This window comes from Streptomyces griseomycini (assembly GCF_014203535.1).
GTDB classification, from domain to species: Bacteria; Actinomycetota; Actinomycetes; order Streptomycetales; family Streptomycetaceae; genus Streptomyces; species Streptomyces griseomycini.
Map to the genome: position 1 here is coordinate 168,047 of NZ_JACHJI010000009.1, position 18,046 is coordinate 186,092.

Annotated in this window: 15 protein-coding genes, 2 tRNA genes and 1 pseudogene; 11 read left to right on the forward strand and 7 right to left on the reverse strand. The window is 72.3% G+C overall.

The window, feature by feature from the left end:
* Positions 1-160 precede the first annotated feature (160 nt).
* On the forward strand, positions 161-1,108 hold the full coding sequence (locus FHS37_RS25245; RefSeq protein ID WP_184825152.1) for a D-2-hydroxyacid dehydrogenase: 948 nt from the start codon (positions 161-163) through the stop codon (positions 1,106-1,108).
* 17 nt (positions 1,109-1,125) lie between these two features.
* Entirely contained in the window at positions 1,126-2,553 is a 1,428-nt protein-coding gene (locus FHS37_RS25250) for an amidase (RefSeq protein ID WP_184825154.1), read from the forward strand.
* On the opposite strand, the pseudogene FHS37_RS25255 reads toward FHS37_RS25250, so the two are convergent.
* Positions 2,537-2,785 (reverse strand): annotated as a pseudogene (locus FHS37_RS25255) (DUF3830 family protein); the annotation flags it as partial. The gene FHS37_RS25250 and the pseudogene FHS37_RS25255 overlap by 17 nt on opposite strands.
* Before the next feature lie 160 nt (positions 2,786-2,945).
* Between FHS37_RS25255 and ehuB the strand changes: the two are divergent.
* The 6 genes from ehuB (at position 2,946) to FHS37_RS25285 (ending at position 7,125) form a co-directional block, all read left to right on the forward strand.
* The gene (gene ehuB, locus FHS37_RS25260; protein ID WP_184825156.1) at positions 2,946-3,860 is read left to right on the forward strand and encodes an ectoine/hydroxyectoine ABC transporter substrate-binding protein EhuB; all 915 of its coding nucleotides are present in this window, start codon (positions 2,946-2,948) and stop codon (positions 3,858-3,860) included.
* Complete coding sequence (gene ehuC / locus FHS37_RS25265) at positions 3,857-4,570, forward strand: ectoine/hydroxyectoine ABC transporter permease subunit EhuC (protein WP_184825158.1); 714 nt, start codon at positions 3,857-3,859, stop codon at positions 4,568-4,570. Before ehuB ends, ehuC begins: the two co-directional genes overlap by 4 nt.
* Complete coding sequence (gene ehuD, locus FHS37_RS25270; RefSeq protein ID WP_184825160.1) at positions 4,570-5,220, forward strand: ectoine/hydroxyectoine ABC transporter permease subunit EhuD; 651 nt, start codon at positions 4,570-4,572, stop codon at positions 5,218-5,220. The genes ehuC and ehuD overlap by 1 nt, the downstream gene beginning before the upstream one ends.
* Positions 5,210-6,001, forward strand: coding sequence for an ectoine/hydroxyectoine ABC transporter ATP-binding protein EhuA (ehuA, locus tag FHS37_RS25275; protein ID WP_184825162.1), 792 nt, complete (start codon positions 5,210-5,212; stop codon positions 5,999-6,001). Before ehuD ends, ehuA begins: the two co-directional genes overlap by 11 nt.
* 194 nt (positions 6,002-6,195) lie before the next feature.
* Complete coding sequence (locus tag FHS37_RS25280; protein WP_184825164.1) at positions 6,196-6,954, forward strand: IclR family transcriptional regulator; 759 nt, start codon at positions 6,196-6,198, stop codon at positions 6,952-6,954.
* A gap of 97 nt (positions 6,955-7,051) precedes the next feature.
* Positions 7,052-7,125 (forward strand) — tRNA-Lys (locus FHS37_RS25285).
* Positions 7,126-7,204: 79 nt separating this feature from the next.
* On the opposite strand, the gene FHS37_RS25290 is transcribed toward FHS37_RS25285, so the two are convergent.
* The 3 genes from FHS37_RS25290 to FHS37_RS25300 form a co-directional block, all read right to left on the reverse strand.
* Positions 7,205-7,810 (reverse strand): lytic polysaccharide monooxygenase auxiliary activity family 9 protein, encoded by a 606-nt coding sequence (locus FHS37_RS25290; RefSeq protein ID WP_184825166.1) that lies wholly within the window; start codon positions 7,808-7,810, stop codon positions 7,205-7,207.
* A gap of 124 nt (positions 7,811-7,934) precedes the next feature.
* On the reverse strand, positions 7,935-9,119 hold the full coding sequence (locus tag FHS37_RS25295) for an SPFH domain-containing protein (protein WP_184825168.1): 1,185 nt from the start codon (positions 9,117-9,119) through the stop codon (positions 7,935-7,937).
* A gap of 79 nt (positions 9,120-9,198) precedes the next feature.
* A complete protein-coding gene (locus FHS37_RS25300; RefSeq protein ID WP_184825171.1) occupies positions 9,199-10,554 on the reverse strand; it encodes a peptidoglycan-binding protein in 1,356 nt (451 codons plus the stop codon).
* Between the two features lie 224 nt (positions 10,555-10,778).
* Here FHS37_RS25300 and FHS37_RS25305 point away from each other — a divergent pair.
* The 3 genes from FHS37_RS25305 to glxA all read left to right on the forward strand — a co-directional run bounded on the left by FHS37_RS25305 (position 10,779) and on the right by glxA (position 15,287).
* Positions 10,779-10,852 (forward strand) — tRNA-Lys (locus tag FHS37_RS25305).
* A gap of 464 nt (positions 10,853-11,316) precedes the next feature.
* Positions 11,317-13,350 (forward strand): glycosyltransferase family 2 protein, encoded by a 2,034-nt coding sequence (locus FHS37_RS25310; protein ID WP_184825173.1) that lies wholly within the window; start codon positions 11,317-11,319, stop codon positions 13,348-13,350.
* Entirely contained in the window at positions 13,347-15,287 is a 1,941-nt protein-coding gene (glxA, locus tag FHS37_RS25315; protein ID WP_184825175.1) for a radical copper oxidase GlxA, read from the forward strand. The genes FHS37_RS25310 and glxA overlap by 4 nt, the downstream gene beginning before the upstream one ends.
* A 102-nt stretch (positions 15,288-15,389) precedes the next feature.
* On the opposite strand, the gene FHS37_RS25320 is transcribed toward glxA, so the two are convergent.
* The 3 genes from FHS37_RS25320 to FHS37_RS25330 form a co-directional block, all read right to left on the reverse strand.
* Complete coding sequence (locus FHS37_RS25320) at positions 15,390-16,424, reverse strand: glycoside hydrolase family 6 protein (RefSeq protein WP_184825176.1); 1,035 nt, start codon at positions 16,422-16,424, stop codon at positions 15,390-15,392.
* 181 nt (positions 16,425-16,605) lie between these two features.
* Entirely contained in the window at positions 16,606-17,349 is a 744-nt protein-coding gene (locus FHS37_RS25325) for a class F sortase (RefSeq protein ID WP_184825178.1), read from the reverse strand.
* A 2-nt stretch (positions 17,350-17,351) separates the two neighbouring features.
* Complete coding sequence (locus FHS37_RS25330) at positions 17,352-17,933, reverse strand: hypothetical protein (protein WP_184825186.1); 582 nt, start codon at positions 17,931-17,933, stop codon at positions 17,352-17,354.
* Positions 17,934-18,046: the final 113 nt, after the last annotated feature.

The following is an 18,046-nucleotide window of genomic DNA, read 5'->3' on the forward strand; positions in this document are numbered from 1 at the left end:
CCTCACGCGGGGAGACGGGCACGCAACGGATCGGGGGAGCGCCCGTGTTGACGGAGGCAGGTCCGGGTGCGAGCGTGGGCGATCCGCGCATCTCAGACTCCCGGAACACTCCCGGAACGCTCCTGGAGGACACCCGGCCATCCCGGAGGCACGGCGGCCCATGACCGTCCCCACACTGCTCGTCCTGGACGCCGATCCGCTCCCCCGCCTCGGCCGGCTCACCGGCCGGGTCCGGATCGAGCACGCCGACGCCTCGACGCTCGCCGAGCGTCTTCCGCACGCGGACGTGCTGCTGGTGTGGGACTTCACCTCCCACGCGGTGCGCGAGGCGTGGCCCGGCGAGGGCCCCCGTCCGCGCTGGGTGCACACGGCGAGCGCCGGCGTGGACCACCTGCTCGGTCCGGAACTGGCCGCCTCCGACACGGTGGTCACCAACGCGCGCGGGATCTTCGACCGGCCGATCGCCGAGTACGTCGCGGCCCTCGTCCTCGCCTTCGCCAAGGACCTGCCGCGCACCCTGGAGTTCCAGCGGGAGCGGACCTGGCGGCACCGGGAGACCCGCAGGGTCGCCGGGACGCGGGCCGTCGTCGTCGGCTCCGGGCCGATCGGCCGGGCGATCGCCGGCACGCTCACGGCGCTCGGCGTGACCACCGCCCTGGTCGGCCGCGCCGAGCGCACCGGCGTGCACGGGCCGGACGACCTGGACCGGCTGATCGCCGGCGCGGACTGGGTGATCTCCGCCGCGCCCCTCACGGACCGGACCCGGGGCATGTTCGACGCCCGCCGCTTCGGCGTGATGCAGCCCTCCGCCCACTTCGTCAACGTCGGCCGCGGGCAGCTGGTCGTCGAGGAGGCGCTCGCCGAGGCGCTGCGGCGGCGCTGGATCGCGGGCGCGGCGCTGGACGTCTTCGCCGCCGAGCCGCTCGCCCCCGACAGCCCCCTGTGGGAGGTCCCGGGGCTGGTCGTGTCGCCGCACATGAGCGGGGACACGGTGGGCTGGCGGGACGAACTCGCCGACCAGTTCGTTGAGTTGTACGAGCTGTGGGCGGCGGGCAGGCCGCTGGTGAACGTGGTCGACAAGCAGCGCGGATACGTACCCGGACACTGACGTCACCAGGAGGGTGGATGACCGACTTCACCGAGGCCGCCGACCTGACCGAGCTGAGCGCCGTACGGCTCCTCGACGGCTACCGCGGGGGCGAGTTCAGCCCGGTGGAGGCCACCCGCGCGGCGCTGGCGCGGGCCGAGGAGGTCCAGCCGGAGCTGAACGCGTTCGTCCGCCTGCTCGCCGGGGACGCGCTGGAACAGGCCCGGGCGTCCGAGGAACGGTGGCGGCGCGGGGAGCCGCGCGGGCTGCTGGACGGGGTGCCGGTGACGGTGAAGGACATCCTGCTGCTGCGCGGCGCCCCCACCCTGCGCGGCTCGCGGACGATCGACCCGGCGGGCGGCCGCTGGGACGAGGACGCGCCCTCGGTGGCCCGGCTGCGGGAGCACGGCGCGGTGTTCCTCGGCAAGACGACGACCCCCGAGTTCGGCTGGAAGGGCGTGACGGACTCCCCGCTCAGCGGCGTCACCCGCAACCCGCACGACCCGACCCGTACGGCCGGCGGCTCCAGCGGGGGCGCGGCGGCGGCCGTGGCGCGGGGCGCGGGGCCGCTGGCGCTGGGCACGGACGGCGGCGGCAGCGTCCGCATCCCGGCGGCGTTCTGCGGGATCTTCGCGCTGAAGCCGACGTACGGGAGGGTGCCGCTCTACCCGGCGAGCGCGTTCGGGACGCTGGCGCACGTCGGTCCGATGACCCGGGACGCGGCGGACGCGGCGCTGCTGATGGACGTGATCGGCGTGCCCGACTCCCGCGACTGGTCGGCGCTCGGACCGGCTCCGGAGTCCTTCACCGCGGGGCTGGCGGGCGGGGTGCGCGGGCTGCGGGTGGCGTACTCGCCGTCGCTGGGCGGGCAGGTGGCGGTGCGGCCGGAGGTCGCGGCGGCGGTCCGGCGGGCGGTGGAGCGGCTGGCCGGGCTCGGCGCGTACGTCGAGGAGACCGACCCGGACCTCGCCGACCCGGTGGACGCCTTCCACACCCTGTGGTTCGCCGGGGCCGCCCGCGTGGTCCAGCGCCTCACCCGGGAGCAGCGGGAACGGCTCGACCCCGGGCTGCGGGAGATCTGCGGAGCCGGCGCCCGGTACTCGGCGCTGGACTACCTGGCCGCGGTGGACGTCCGCGTGGACCTGGGGCGCCGCATGGGCCGCTTCCACGAGCGCTACGACCTGCTGGTCACCCCCACGCTCCCGATCACGGCGTTCGAGGCGGGCGCGGAGGTGCCGAAGGGGTCCGGCCACCGCCGCTGGACGGGCTGGACCCCGTTCACCTACCCCTTCAACATGACCCAGCAGCCCGCCGCGACCGTCCCCGTCGGCACCGACGCCGACGGACTGCCGGTCGGCCTCCAGCTGGTGGCCGCCCGCCACCGGGACGCCCTGGTGCTGCGCGCGGCCCACGCGCTCTACGAGGCCGGGGTGCCCGCGTCGGGGGCCACGCCCGGCGGAGGCTGAGGGTCTCCCCCGCCGCGCCGGTGCGCCACAGGTCGTTGCAGGCGTCGGCCGTCTCCGCCGGGCCCTCCACCACCTGCCCCCAGACGGTGCCGGGGACCCAGCCGACGTCGCCGTCGGGGAGCAGGTCGTTGCGCTCGTGGAACAGGGCCGGGTCCACGACCGTGGTGCCGGGGCGGACCTCGCGGTCGTAGCCGTAGGCCCGCGTGCCCACCTCGGCGCCCGCGAAGGAGAAGCAGCCGGGCCGTGCCCGCGACTGCGCGCTTGACCAGCGCGGCCTCGTGACATCGGTCAGCCGTGTCCCCCATCGTCCCGCGCCGGTCAAGACGCCCGACCGCCGCGCGGGGCCGAAACTGGCCGGAATAACTCGCATGGCTTCGGGTAGCCGCGCCGCCATGGCTCCACCACTTCACCCCTACAGACGGCGCCGGGAGACCTCCGGACCCTCACGTCGATCGCTGCTCGCGGGGGTCGCGGCGCTCGGCGCGCTGGGCGCCGCGGGCTGCTCCCGCGTGCCCACCGAGGCGAGCGCGGACGGCGGTGACCTGCTGGACCGGCTCAGGGCGGCGGGCGTCGCCCGGCTGGGCATCGCGGGCGAGATCCCGTTCGGTTACATCGACAAGGACGGCGAGCTCACCGGTGAGGCGCCGGAGCTGGCCAAGGTCATCTTCAAGCGCCTCGGTGTGGACCGGGTCCAGCCCGTGCCGACCGAGTTCGGGTCGCTGATACCGGGGCTGAACTCCCAGCAGTTCGACGTCGTGGCCGCCGGGATGTACATCAACCCCGAGCGCTGTGAGCAGGTCATCTTCTCCGACCCCGACTACCAGATGCTCGACTCGTTCATCGTCCGCAAGGGCAACCCGCTGGGCCTGCACGACTACCGGGACGTCGTCGAGAAGAAGGCGCGGTTCGCCACCGGCACCGGGTACGCGGAGATCGCGTACGCGGTCGAGGCCGGGTACGCGGAGGGCGACATCCTGATCGTCCCCGACCAGGTCGCCGGGCTGAACGCCGTGGAGGCCGGACGCGCGGACGTCTTCGCCGGCACCGCGCTCACCACCCGCGAGGTGGTGAAGAAGTCGAACAAGGCCGAGGTCACGGAGCCGTTCAAGCCGATCGTCGACGGCGAGCCGCACGTCGACGGCGGCGGCTTCGCCTTCCGGCCGACCGAGACGAAGCTGCGGGACGCCTTCAACGCCGAGCTGCGGGCGCTCAAGGAGAGCGGTGAACTGCTCCGCATCCTCAAGCCGTTCGGCTTCACCGAGGACGAGATGACGGACATGACCGCGAAGGAGCTCTGCGGCGGATGACCTCGGGACTCTGGGAACTGGTGCTGCAGGGCGTCTGGGTCACGATCCAGCTGCTCGTCCTCAGCGCGCTGCTGGCGACGGCGGTGTCCTTCGTGGCCGGTGTCGCGCGCACCCACCGGCTGTGGATCGTCCGCTTCCTCGCGGGCTTCTACACCGAGGTGTTCCGCGGGACCTCGGCCCTGGTGATGATCTTCTGGGTGTTCTTCGTGCTGCCCCCGGCCTTCGGCTGGCAGCTGGTGCCGCTGTGGGCGGGCACGCTGGCGCTCGGCCTGACCTTCGGGGCGTACGGCTCGGAGATCGTGCGCGGCGCCCTCGCCGCGGTCGACCCGGCCCAGCGCGAGGGCGGCATCGCGCTGAGCTTCACGCCCTGGCAGCGGATGAAGCTGATCCTGCTGCCGCAGGCGGTGCCGGAGATGATCCCGCCGTTCTCCAACCTGCTGGTCGAACTGCTCAAGGGCACCGCTCTGGTGTCGATCATGGGCATGGGCGACCTGGCGTTCAGCGCCCACCTGGTGCGCCTGGCGCTGCAGGAGAGCGCGGAGATCTACACGTACGTCCTGCTGATCTACTTCGTGATCGCCTTCCTGCTGACCCGTCTGATGCGCGGGCTGGAGAGGAAGCTGAAGGCGGGGGTCGGCAAGGCTCCGGCACGTGAGCCGGACGTGGAGCTGAAGCGGCCCGAGACCACCAACGTGGGAGGTGCGGTCTGATGAAGTGGGACTGGAGCGCGGTCGCCGACTTCATGCCGCACTTCTGGGACGGCCTGCTGGTCACCCTGCAGATCCTGGTCCTGGGCTCGCTGATCTCGTTCGCGCTGGGTCTGGTGTGGGCGCTGCTGATGCGGGTGCCGACGCGCTGGGTGACCTGGCCGGTCGGGGCGGTGACGGAGTTCGTCCGCAACACCCCGCTGCTGGTGCAACTGTTCTTCCTGTTCTACGTGCTGCCGGAGTGGGGGATCACCTTCTCCGCGCTGACCACCGGCGTCTTCGCCATCGGTCTGCACTACTCGACGTACACGATGCAGGTCTACCGGGCCGGTATCGAGGCCGTGCCGGTGGGCCAGTGGGAGGCGGCGACGGCGCTGAACCTGCCGTTGCGCCGGACGTGGACCGCGGTGATCCTGCCGCAGGCCGTGCGCCGGGTGGTGCCCGCGCTCGGCAACTACGTCATCTCGATGCTGAAGGACACGCCGATGCTGATGGCCGTCACCGTGCTGGAGATGCTCGGCGAGGCACGGCTGTTCGCCCAGCAGAACTTCCAGTTCACCGAGCCCCTGACGGTGATCGGCTTCGCCTTCATCGTCATCTCCTACCTGGCCTCCCTTGCCCTGCGAGCCCTGGAGCGACGCCTTGTCCACTGACACCCACGCCCCGTTCGACAAGAAGCCCGAGAGCCCGAGGAGCACGGGCGAGCTGATCCGCCTGGAGCAGGTCACCAAGCGGTTCGGGAACCACACGGTCCTGGACCACCTGGACTTCTCCGTGGACGCCGGCAAGCACGTCACCCTGATCGGGCCGTCCGGATCGGGCAAGACCACGATCCTGCGGCTGCTGATGACGCTGCTGAAGCCGGACGAGGGCACGATCACCGTGGACGGGGAGCGGCTGTTCCCCGCGCCCGAGAAGCAGGTCCGCGAGGTCCGCAAGAAGATCGGGATGGTGTTCCAGCAGTTCAACCTGTTCCCGAACATGACGGTGCTCAGGAACATCACCGAGGCCCCGGTCACCGTGCTCGGCCTGTCCAAGGACGCGGCCGAGGAGCGGGCCCGGGAGCTGCTGGAGATGGTCGGGCTGACCGATCACGTCGACAAGCACCCCGCGCAGCTGTCCGGCGGCCAGCAGCAGCGGGTGGCGATCGCGCGGGCGCTGGCGATGCGGCCGCAGGTGCTGCTGCTGGACGAGGTGACCTCGGCGCTGGACCCGGAGCTGGTCGCGGGCGTCCTGGACGTGCTGCGGGACATCGCCCGCTCCACCGACATCACCATGCTCTGCGTGACCCACGAGATGAACTTCGCCCGGGACATCTCGGACCAGGTGCTGATGTTCGACTCGGGCCGGGTCATCGAGGCGGGTCCGCCGGAGAAGATCTTCAGCGAGCCCGAGCACGACCGGACGCGGGAATTCCTCAGCGCGGTCCTGTGACCACGGGGCGTGTGCGGGCCGACGTCCCAGGTCCCCGCTCTGGCGCGTGCCTTTGGCATATGTCAGAGGGTCTGCCGCGCAGTTGAGAGGGCCGCGGACTTGTCAACCCCCGCTTCCCCGGAGCCGCTCGACGGCTATCGTGGAGGGGATTCGCTGACCGGATTGCGGCCCAAGAGCGAGCGCAGGGGGAAACCGTGGCGCTGAGGCACGAGCCGACCGCCCCGCACCACTCGGTCCAGGACGCCCTGCGCGTCCTGGAGGCGGTGGCGCGGCGCACCACAGGAGTCACCGACACCGAACTCGCCCGCGAGACCGGCCTCGGCACGGAGCGGCTGACCGCGCTCCTGCGGATGCTGCGCCGCGAGGCCTACGTCGAGCACGCCGCCGACGGCGCGTACGTCACCGGGCAGGCCTTCGCCCGCCTCGGCACGGCCCAGGGCCACGAGGAGGCCCTGCGCGACAAGCTCCAGCACACCCTGGAGCGGCTGCGCGACTCCGTGGGCGCCGCCGTCTACATCAGCCGGTACGTGGACGGCGAGGTGAAGGTCACCCAGTACGCCGACAGTCCGGCCACCCCGAAGGTGAACGAGTGGGTGGACTTCCGCTGCTCGGCGCACGCCACCGCGGTCGGCAAGAGCCTGCTCACCCAGCTCGACCACGACGGCCGGCGCGACCACCTCGCCCGGCACAAGATGGCCCGGCTCACCTCGCGCACCATCACCAGCGACACGCTGCTGCTCTCCCGGCTGGAGGCGCAGCCGCCCACCGTGCCGGTCCTGGACCTCCAGGAGTACGCGGTCGGCACGGTCTGCGCGGCCGTCCCGATCACGGCCGGCTCCTCGGTGGGCTGCCTGGCCCTGTCCCTGCCGGTCCGGCACGCCCACCGGCTGCGCCGGGCCGCGGACGCCCTCAACCGCAACGCGGCCCCGGTGCTGCTCTCGCTGACGATCTAGGACCGGCCCGTTCACCGTGTGGTGGTCGGGAGCATCCCCCGGGACCAGGTAGTATTTACTTCGTCGCCGGCCGCGGGAAGCGGACGGCGGGAGTCATGCGCCGCTAGCTCAGTTGGTTAGAGCAGCTGACTCTTAATCAGCGGGTCCGGGGTTCGAGTCCCTGGCGGCGCACACCGAAGGGCCTCTCGTGGGAACGAGAGGCCCTTGTGCGTTGCCGTGGCGACGCCCGGTCCGATACCCGGGGAGACGCTCAGAACGTGACGTCCGAGCACGCGTAGAACGCGTTGCCGGTGTCGTGGACCGTCCACACCGCGAGGATGACGTGGTGCCCGCTCAGCCCGGACGGCAGCCGGCCGCTGTGCGAGAGCGTCTGCGGCGGCCGCTGTCCGCCGTAGGGCACCGTCAGGAACGGGGTGAGGTTGAGGTCGGACCGGGACAGCCGGTGGTTCTGGTTCCAGCCCGGTTTCGTGACGTAGTACCGGAAGTCGGTGGTGGCGTGCATGGCCGTGAACTGCCACCGGAAGGTGTAGCTCTGGCCGCCCGACACCCGGGTGGTGGGCCAGGCTCCGCCCGACGGGGTCCTCGGGCCGTCGAGCTGGGCGAACCGCGTGTTGCCGGCCGAGCAGATCTGCCCGTCCGCGGGGCCGGAGGCGGGGAAGCCCTTCGGTCCCTCGACGCTCTGCGGCTCCCACTGGATGGCGCCGCAGTTGGTCACCGTGCCGTTCTGGCACAGCTTCTGCCGGCTGACCGGCAGGTCGGTGTAGCCGTGGCCGCTGGCACCACCGGAGGAGAGCGCGAGCGCTCCGGTCGTGGCCAGTCCCACCGCGGCTGCGTACAGCTTGGTCCGTGTGCGCATGCTGCCGCTCCTGGTGAACGTGGGGGAGATCAGTGAGCCGTGCAGGTAGGTCTAGACCAAGTCACAGAGTAGGGACGCGGACTAGGCATGTCCATACCAATCACAGAACCCGTTCCCCGGCCGTTCAGGGCGCCGTCTCCCCCCGCCCCGCGCAGAACGCCACCGTCAGGTCCTTCACCAGCACCTTGCGCTCGTAGTCGTCCAGCTCCACCAGCCCCCGCATGGTCAGCCGGGTCACCGTGTCCTCCACCGAGTCCACGACCGAGGTCAGCACGCTCGCCCGGTGCTGGGCGTCCAGCGCGGCGATCCGGCGCCGGTGCATCGCGGCGGCCACCTCGGGCGCGTACTCCACCCGGACCGGCCGGACCGCGAACACCTCCAGTCCCACCGGCGCGGTGTCCGCCGCCACCAGCCGGGCCAGCGCGTCCTCCGCCGCGTCCGTCGCTCCGCGCCCCGCGCCCGGCGCCGGCACCGGCACCCGGAGCAGCGCCGCCTCGACGCACTCGCGCAGGTACCTCTCGTGGTCCTCGACCACCAGCGTCGCCCGCGCGGTGTCCCGCACCCGCCACACCACCAGCACGACCACCCGCAGCGCCACCCCGCTGCGGTCGGCCGCCGGCACCGGCTCGCTGCGCCAGTGCCGCAGCCGCACGTCGACCCGGCGGCGCAGCAGCAGCGGGTTGACCCACAGCAGTCCGGTCCGCCGGACCGTCCCCCGGTAGCGGCCGAACAGGCCGAGCACCCAGGCCCGCCCGGTCTGTCCGCGGGCCAGCCCGCCGAAGCCGAACAGCCCGAGGGTGCCGGCCGCCGCGTACGCCGCCCACTGCGCGGGGCCGAGCCCGGCCGCGCCGCCGTGCGCCGTGCCCCCGAGCGCCTCGGCTGCGAGCGGCGGCAGCACCCCCGCCCACCACGAGGTGGCCACGCAGCCCGCCGCCCCGCACACCCCGGCGAGCACCCCGACGGGGCCGGGCAGCACCCGGGCGGACCGCTCCACCAGCTCGGGGTCCACCCGGGGCACGGACGACCGGGGCCGTACCGGCGGCCGGGTCCGCACGGCGGCCGGGCGCCGGGGTCCCGGCCGCTCCTCCGCCCCCTCTCCCGGCTGTTCCTCCGCGCCCGGCCGGCGGCTGACGACCGCGGGCCGCAGTCGCACCGGCGCCGGGTCGGAGTCGTCGCGGTCGTCGCGGAACAGCATGTGGACCGGGATCTCGGTGGTGGACTCGGTGTGGATGAGCCGGACCGGCCGGGGCGCCGCGGCACCGGCCGCGGGCGGCCCGGACTCGGGGACGGGGGAAGTGGTCGTGGTCATGCGTGCCTCCAGCCTCCGCGCCAGATGCGTCACGTCGGGGATGGTCGGGCCCGGGTCCGGTGGGTCGTGGGCCCCTGGGTCATGAGAAGAGCCGCCGCCAGGTCTCCGGGCCCGGGTGGCCGTCCGCCGCGCCGCCGCGCCGGCCCTGGGCGCGCTGGAAGGCCTCCACCCCGCGGCGGTGCTCCTCGCTCCAGCGCGGCCCCGGCTCCCGCGTGAAGTACCGGCCGAACCCCTTCTCCACCAGCCGCCTCCCCAGCCGGGCGACATGGGCGTCGTCGGCGCCCGGCCGCAGCAGCGCCCGGCCCGGACAACCCGGCACCCCGTGCGAGGAGGGTGCGAAGGGCGGTGCGGGCGCGGGCGGACCGGACGCTCCGGCCGGGATGTCCCTGCCCCCGCCGGTCACCAGCAGGTCCCGGGTCAGCGGCCCCGGCAGCCCGTCCGCGGCGGCGCCCCGCCGGCCCTGGGCCCGCCGGAACGCCCGGGTCGCCCTGCGGTCCGCGTCCGTCCAGCGCGGTCCGGGACCGACGGCGTGGAAACGGGCCCCGTCGCGGCCGGCGAGCATGCGGCCGAGCTCGGTGACGTACCGGTTGTGGGCGCCGGGGCCGAAGTACGCCGTTCCGGGGAACGGGGTCCGGCCCGGCGCGGCGGACGGCCCCGCGACCTCCCGCCCGGCGCCCGCCGCCGTCCCGGTCACGCCCTTGTGGCGGTACGGGACGCGGCGCGCGGGGTCGTGCCGGTGGGCGTACGGCGCGGTCGTGCGGCGGGTGTGCGGACGGGCCTGCCGGTGGGCCGCGCAGGAGGTGCGCCCGGCGTCCGCCCGGCCGCCGAAGGGGACGATGCGGGATTTCCCGTGGGGGCCGGCCGGATGGTGCGGCACCGGCACGTCATCCGGCCGGAGTTCGCCCTCGGTGTTTTCCTCGGCGTTTCCCTCCGCGTACTTTCCGGGACTTCCGGTCCATTCGTTTCCGGGCAGGCCCCACGCCGCCGAGACATGACCCGAACGGTCCCGCCGGGAACCGTCGGACCAGTAGGGGGAAAGGCTGTACGGGACCTTCTCCTCGACCCATTCCCGGGCCCGCTCGACGATGGACGCGCGGGTGGTCGCGGACGCCTGCGCGGGGCACGCGGGCGGGGCCGCCCGACCGCCTGGACCGTGCAGCGGAGTCCTCGCCACCTGGGTGGCGTCAGGCCCGTCACCTGCGGGAACGGAGGGAACGGCCGGGGTTGCGGGCCGCCCGGCGGCGGACGGGGCGGCGAGGGCGGGCGCCGCGTGCGCGCCGGTCGCCGTGGCCGCCGCGGCCGGAATCCGGTCCGCCGCCGGATGACCGAGGGGACGGCCGGCCGGGGAATGCGGCAGGACGCGCCGCCAGTGAACGCAGCCGGGGCAGTCGCAGTCGCCCGCCGGATCGAATTCCTCGAACACCGGTGACTCCATGCGTGGCCCCTCACACTGTCGTCGAAAAACTCCGCGCCTGTGCACGACGGCAGTTTCGCAACCGTCTTCGTCACGCGCATGTTGACGGTCCGAATGGTGTACGCGCGGTGGGCCGACCGGTGGACGGAGGCCGGAGGCCGGGGCGGGGGACGGCCCGGGGGACGTTCCGGTGGCCGGTGGTCGGGAGCACCCTCCGGGGTCCTGTAAAGTTGGATCGTCAGCGCGCGCCGCTAGCTCAGTTGGTTAGAGCAGCTGACTCTTAATCAGCGGGTCCGGGGTTCGAGTCCCTGGCGGCGCACCGACAGGACGGGCTTCTCGTGCGAGCGAGGAGCCCGTCGGTTTTTGGCCGGAATCCCCCGCGCGCCCGGTGAGCGGAACCCTCCCGCCACACGTACGGAACATCGGCCCCACGGGCCTCCCCCAGGGGCCACAATGGGCGCGTATGACCGGTGTACACCGTGTTTCGCGTCTTGCGATCATGATGAACACCGTAGAACCTGGATTCTTCGAGTTGCCGCGGATTCGCGGCTGTTGGGGGGTCCGGGAAACCGGTTGCCGCGGTGCGGGGCGAGGGCCCCGTCCATGAAGTGATGCCGAGGGGGGCATCATGCAACCGGAAGAGCGCTGTGCCGTGTCTATAAAGTGTGGGTGACGTGGGGACAGCGGTCCACCACTGATACGTCCGTGAGGGGCGAGGGGGCCCGGAGCGGACGGAAGGAAGCGACGAAACACGCGGTGCTGCCGCGTGTGGGGGGATGACTCATGACGTCGACGCCGACGGGCGCCCGCAGGGACGACGACCCGTCCCAGACCACCCAGCTCAGGGTGCCGGCGCATCGGAACTGGAACACGGGCGCGTTCCGCCGGATCAAGAAGGCGCTGCCGAGATACGACTACGAGCACTACAGCCGGCTCGCGGGTCCCCTCACCCAGCCCGATCCGAACAAGCCCTACAAGGTCCAGTACCGCTCGCTGATCTCGCAGGAGCCGCACCGCATCCGCATCGCGCTGATGCTGGCCGCGGCCCCGGTGCTGTCGCTGGTGCTGCTGGTGTGGCTGCTGCAGCCCTCGCACTGGACCGAGCGCGACTACCCGGCGTTCGAGTGGCTGCCCGCCCTCGACGTCGTGATGCTCGTCTCGATCGGTCTGATCGAGTTCTTCCGCTGCATGAACGTGCTGTCGAACGCGCACGCCACGCTGGTCGCCCGCGACCCGATACCGGTGGTGCCGGAGACCGGCACCCGTGTGGCCTTCCTCACCTCCTTCGTGCCCGGCAAGGAGCCGCTGGAGATGGTGACGAAGACCCTGGAGGCGGCGGTCAAGATCCGCCACCGGGGCACCATGCACGTCTGGCTGCTCGACGAGGGCGACGACCCCGAGGTGAAGGAGGTCTGCGCCCGGCTCGGCGTGCACCACTTCTCCCGCAAGGGCGTCGCGAAGTGGAACCAGAAGAAGGGCCCGCACCGCGCCAAGACCAAGCACGGCAACTACAACGCCTGGCTGGACGCGCACGGCGACGACTACGACTTCTTCGCCTCCGTCGACACCGACCACGTGCCGCTGCCGAACTACCTGGAGCGGATGCTCGGCTTCTTCCGCGACCCGGACGTCGGCTTCGTCATCGGCCCGCAGGTGTACGGCAACTACGACAACTTCGTCACCAAGGCCGCCGAGTCGCAGCAGTTCCTGTTCCACGCGCTGATCCAGCGGGCCGGCAACCGCTACGGCTCGCCCATGTTCGTGGGCACCTCCAACGCGGTGCGCATCAAGGCGCTGAAGCAGATCGGCGGTCTGTACGACTCGATCACCGAGGACATGGCGACCGGCTTCGAGATGCACCGCGCCAAGAACCCGGCGACGGGCAGGAAGTGGCGCTCGGTCTACACCCCGGACGTGCTCGCGGTCGGTGAGGGCCCCAACGCCTGGACCGACTTCTTCACCCAGCAGATGCGCTGGTCCCGGGGGACGTACGAGACGATCCTCAAGCAGTACTGGAAGGGCTGGTACTCGCTCCCGCCGAGCAAGCTCTTCAACTACACGATGATGATCATCTTCTACCCGATGTCCGCCCTGAACTGGATCCTCGCGGCGCTGAGCTGCGCGCTGTTCCTGGGCCTGGGCGCCTCGGGTGTGAACATCGACCCGGCCGTCTGGCTGATGCTCTACGGCAACGCCTCCGCGCTGCAGATCGGCCTGTACGTCTGGAACCGCCGCCACAACGTCTCGCCGCACGAGCCGGAGGGATCCGGCGGTGTGGCCGGCATGGTGATGTCCGCGCTGTCGGCACCGCTCTACGCGAAGGCGCTGATCGACTCCGTCCTGCGCAAGAAGAGCAAGTTCGTGGTCACCCCCAAGGGCGACTCGGCCAGCCCGGACACCTGGTTCGGAACCTTCCGGTACCACTGGTACTTCATCCTGATCTTCGCCGGCTCCATCGCCGCGGGCTTCGTCTACGGACACGCGCACCCGGCGATGGTCATCTGGGCGACCTTCGCCCTGCTGATCACCGCGGCGCCGATGTTCGCCTGGCGCCACGGCATGCGCCAGGACAGGAAGAAGCCCGGTGCGCACGCGGGGGGCCGGCAGCCGGAGGACGCTTCCGCGCCCCGGACGCAGGAGCTGCCGCAGCAGCACGCCCCCCACCAGCCGCACGCCCGGCCCAGCTGGGCCGGCTCCCACGGCGCACCGGGCGGACCAGGGGGCCCCGAAGGGCCGGGAGGGCCCGGGGGCGGCAACCCCGGAAACGACCAGACCATGCAAATCGCCCTTGGTGGACTTGGGGGACGTAAGGAATGACTGACCGTGCAGGCCGCCGTCGCGCCCGTCGGATCGCGATAGGCACGGCGGTGGTACTCGCGCTGGCCGGGATGAACGGTCCGTGGCTGTACCGCTTCGGAACCGAGAAATACCACCAGTACAAGATCAACCAGCCGGAGTACAAGGCCGCGAACGGCAAGTGGGAGATCATCGAGTTTCCCGAGGAGTACCGGCAGAACACCATCCACGCGGCGCTGCTGCGCACCGGCAAGGTGCTGCTCGTCGCGGGCTCGGGCAACAACCAGGACAACTTCGACGCGAAGCAGTACGACACCCGGATCTGGGACCCGGTCAAGGGGACCATCAAGAAGGTCCCGACGCCGACCGACCTGTTCTGCACCGGCCACACCCAGCTCGCCAACGGCAACCTGCTGATCGCGGGCGGCACCAAGCGGTACGAGAAGCTCAAGGGCGACGTGAAGAAGGCCGGCGGCCTGATGATCGTCCACAACGAGAACCCCGACAAGCCGATGACCCTGCCCGCGGGGACGAAGTTCACGGGCAAGGAGAACGGCAAGACCTTCGTCTCGAAGGACCCGGTGCTCATCCCGCGCGCCGAGAAGAAGTTCGACAAGGAGACCGGCGAGTTCCTGGGCAACACCCCGGGCTACGGCCGCGTCTACGTCGAGGCGCAGAAGGAGGGCGCCAAGTACGAGACCGGCACCCAGGACAACTACAGGGTGCAGGGCCTCACCGGCGCCGACGCGCGCAACACGTACGGCATCGCCGAGAAGCTCGCCCTGGACAAGAAGGACTTCCAGGGCATCCGGGACGCCTACGAGTTCGACCCGGTCGCCGAGAAGTACATCAAGGTCGACCCGATGAAGGAGGCCCGCTGGTACCCGACGCTCACCACCCTGAGCGACGGCAAGATCCTCAGCGTCTCCGGCCTCGACGACATCGGCCAGCTGGTCCCGGGCAAGAACGAGGTCTACGACCCGGAGACCAAGGAGTGGACGTACACCGAGAAGGAGCGTCAGTTCCCGACGTACCCGGCGCTGTTCCTGATGCAGAACGGGAAGGTCTTCTACTCGGGTTCGAACGCGGGCTACGGGCCGGACGACGTGGGCCGCGACCCCGGCGTCTGGGACGTGGAGACCAACAAGTTCACCAAGATCCCCGGCATGAGCGACGCCAACATGCTGGAGACGTCCGCCACGGTGCTGCTGCCGCCGGCACAGGACGAGAAGTACATGGTGATCGGCGGCGGCGGGGTCGGCGAGTCCCGGCTGGCCAGTGAGAAGACCCGCATCGTCGACCTCAAGGCCGACGACCCGAAGTTCGTCGACGGCCCCTCGCTGGACAAGGGCACCCGCTACCCGCAGGCCTCGATCCTGCCGAACGACGACATCCTCGTCTCCGGCGGCTCGGAGGACTACCGCGGGCGCAGCGACTCCAACATCCTCGAGGCGCGGATCTACGACACGGACAAGAACGAGTTCAAGCGGGTCGCCGACCCGCTGGTGGGCCGCAACTACCACTCGGGCTCGATCCTGCTGCCCGACGGCCGTGTGATGTTCTTCGGTTCGGACTCGCTGTTCGCGGACAAGGCCAACACCAAGCCGGGCAAGTTCGAGCAGCGCATCGAGATCTACACGCCGCCGTACCTGTACGGCGACCGTGAGCAGCCCGAGCTGTCGGGCGGGCCGAAGACCATCGAGCGCGGTGAGTCGTCCACGTTCACCTCGAAGGACGCCGCGCGCGTCAAGAGCGCCCGGCTGATCCGGCCGAGCGCCTCGACCCACGTCACCGACGTGGACCAGCGGTCGATCGCGCTGGACTTCGAGGCCGACGGCGACAAGCTGACCGTGACGGTGCCGGAGAGCCGGAACCTGGTCCAGGCCGGCTGGTACATGCTGTTCGTCACCGACGCCGAGGGCACGCCGAGCAAGGCCCAGTGGGTCCAGGTGCCGTAATCCCGCGGCAGGACGGAAAAGAGAGGGCGCCCTCCGTGCGGAGGGCGCCCTCTCCCTTTCGCTCCCTGTTCCCTGTCCCCTCCGGTCCTCGCCCCGAGGGGATCAGCCGCTGGCCCTGGCGAGCTTCAGCGCGTAGTCCGCCCACCACTGGCCCGCCCTGGGCCCGCCCTTGCACTCGCCGTCCGACTCGCCGGGCCGCTTCACCCACAGATAGGCGTCGACCAGCGGGTCCGCGGTCTTCACCGTCGGGGTCTCGCCGAGCGCGCGGCCGGGCGGGTTGCACCAGCGCTCGTCCGCGGCGCCCCCGGTGTACGGGCCGTTGCCGTTGCGGCTGGTGTCGATGACGAAGGGCTTGCCCCCGACCTTGGCGGAGAGCTGCTTGCCGTAGGCGATGGAGTCCTCGGTGGAGTAGAAGTTGGAGACGTTCACCGAGAAGCCGTCTGCCTGGTCGATGCCCGCCCGCTTGAGCGGTTCGAAGATCTGGTCGGGGTTGCCCCAGCCGGCGTTGCCCGCGTCCAGGTAGACCTTGGTGTTCTCCAGGCCCTTCAGCTTGGCGACGGCGCCCTTGAGGAGGTCGTAGCGCTCCTCGTGGAACTGCTCCGGGGTGCAGCCGTCCACCAGGTGCAGCACCGCGTCGGGCTCGAGTATCACGGTCGCCGGCCGGTCCCCGATGCCCTTGGCGACGCCGTCGACGAAGGCGCGGTAGGCGTCGCCGTCGGCGGCTCCGCCCTGCGAGTACTGGCCGCAGTCGCGGTGCGGGATGTTGTAGAGGACCAGCAGCGCGGTGCGGCCCGCCTCGTCGGCGGCCTCGGTGAAGCCGCGGGCCTGTTCCTCCGGGTTCTCCGGGCTGATCCACTCGCCGACCGGCTGCTCGGCGATCTTGCGGATCTGCCGGGCCTCCGCCTCCTTGCCGGCCTTCTCCAGGGCGGCGACCTGCTGTGCGGCGGTGCCGTCCGGGTTGACCCAGAAGGGGTCGGACTCCTTCGGCTGCTGCGTGATCCCCGCGTCGGCGGTCCTCCCCGACCCGCCCCCCTTGTCGTCGGAGGAGGAACACCCCGTGATCAGCAGCGCCGCCCCCAGCGCCACTGCGGACGCCCGCCTCCCGGCGAACGCGCCGACCCCCCTGCTGTCGTACATCCAACCCCCCTTGGGTGCACTTGTTCCAAGTGTTCCGAGCCCCAATCCTGACATACGTCCCGCGGCCCCCACGAGGCCGAGCCCTCCGTTGTCCGCAGGCTGTTACAGCCCGGCCGGCGGCCTCGGGGAGGGAGCGGGCCGCCGACCCGGCCGGGTGACGCGCGGGCCGCCGCGCGGGTGCTCAACGGGTGGTCGCGGTCGCGGTTCCGGCCGGCGCTCCGGTCACCCGCCCGGTGGGCGTCCCGGCCGTCGCCCCGGTCGTCGTCCCGGTCAGGTACGCCGAGACGATCACGTTGGCCGTGTAGTGGCCGCTCGCCCGGTCGAAGCTGCCGCCGCAGGTGACCAGCCGGAGCTCCGCCCGGCCGGCGCGGCGCGGCCCGTAGGCCTGCCGGGCGTCGAAGTCGTCCCGGTCGACGACCCGGACGTCCTCGACGGTGAACTCGGCGACCCCGCCGTCCGCGCGGACCACCCTGATCCCCTGGCCGGGCCGCAGCGTGCCCACCTCGTGGAAGACGGCGGGCCGGGTCTCGGTGTCGACGTGCCCCACCATCAGCGCGGTGCCGGCCGCTCCCGGCGCCGCCCCGTCCGCGTACCAGCCGACCACGCCCGGCAGGTCGAACGGCGGCGGTTCGGGCGCCCCGCGTCCGTCCAGGCCGCGGGCGATCACCGGTGCCCGGACGCCGAGAGCGGGGATGTCGAGGCGCTGCGGCGGCGCGGTGCCCAAGGGGCGGTGCGCCGGGGGCAGTTCGACCTGGGGCGGGCGTCCGGCGGCCGCCATGTCGCCCGTGGTGGGCCCGGAGGTCCCGGACGGGACGCCGGTCGTCTCGCGGCCCCACAGCCACAGTCCCAGCAGCAGCACCAGCCAGGCCGCGCCGGCGAGCAACCGCCCGGTGCCGGACGACGGGGAACGCTCCTGCTCCGTCATGGTCAGCCCGCTCCGCCGCTCCGCCGGACGCGGTCGCGTACGACGGCCACCGCCGCGGCCGCCACGAGGGCCAGTCCGATCACCGTCTGGGCCGTGCCGGGCCCGCCCTCGCGGGGGGTGCCGGCGGCCATGCGCGCGGTGGCGCCGCCGCCGGCGTCGACGGGGGCGACGGGCGAGGCCGGCGTGACCGGTACGGCGGGGGCGGCCGGTCGCCCGGAGGGGGCGGAGGCGGTGGGTCGTCCGGAGGGGGCGGAGGCGGGGGCGACCTCGAGGGTGCCCGTGCGCTCGGTCCCGCCGCAGTCGACCCTCACGCCGTACGTCCCCGCGGTGAGCGAGGACCGGACGCGGCTCTCGCCGACGAGCACGTCGCCGGCGACGGTGAGCCGTGCGTCCGAGACGAACGCCGGGGAGACGGCGACCGCCGTCCGCCCGGTGCACCCGGCCACCTCGAGGGTGACCTCGGAGCCGGGCGCGGGAGCCGCCGGAACCACCGAGACGCCCTCGCCGCCCGCCGCGTACGCCGTCGGCGCGTACGCGGCCGCGGCCAGGGCGCCGGTGCAGAGGGCGAGCCGCAGGGAACCCATCGTGAACCTCCAGTCACCTGGAGCGTCCCCCGCACCTCGGGGCACCGCATCCTCGCGGTGCCCCGATTGCTCCGTACGGGTGGCCCGTCGGGCGGTGGGGGTCCGAGCCCGGG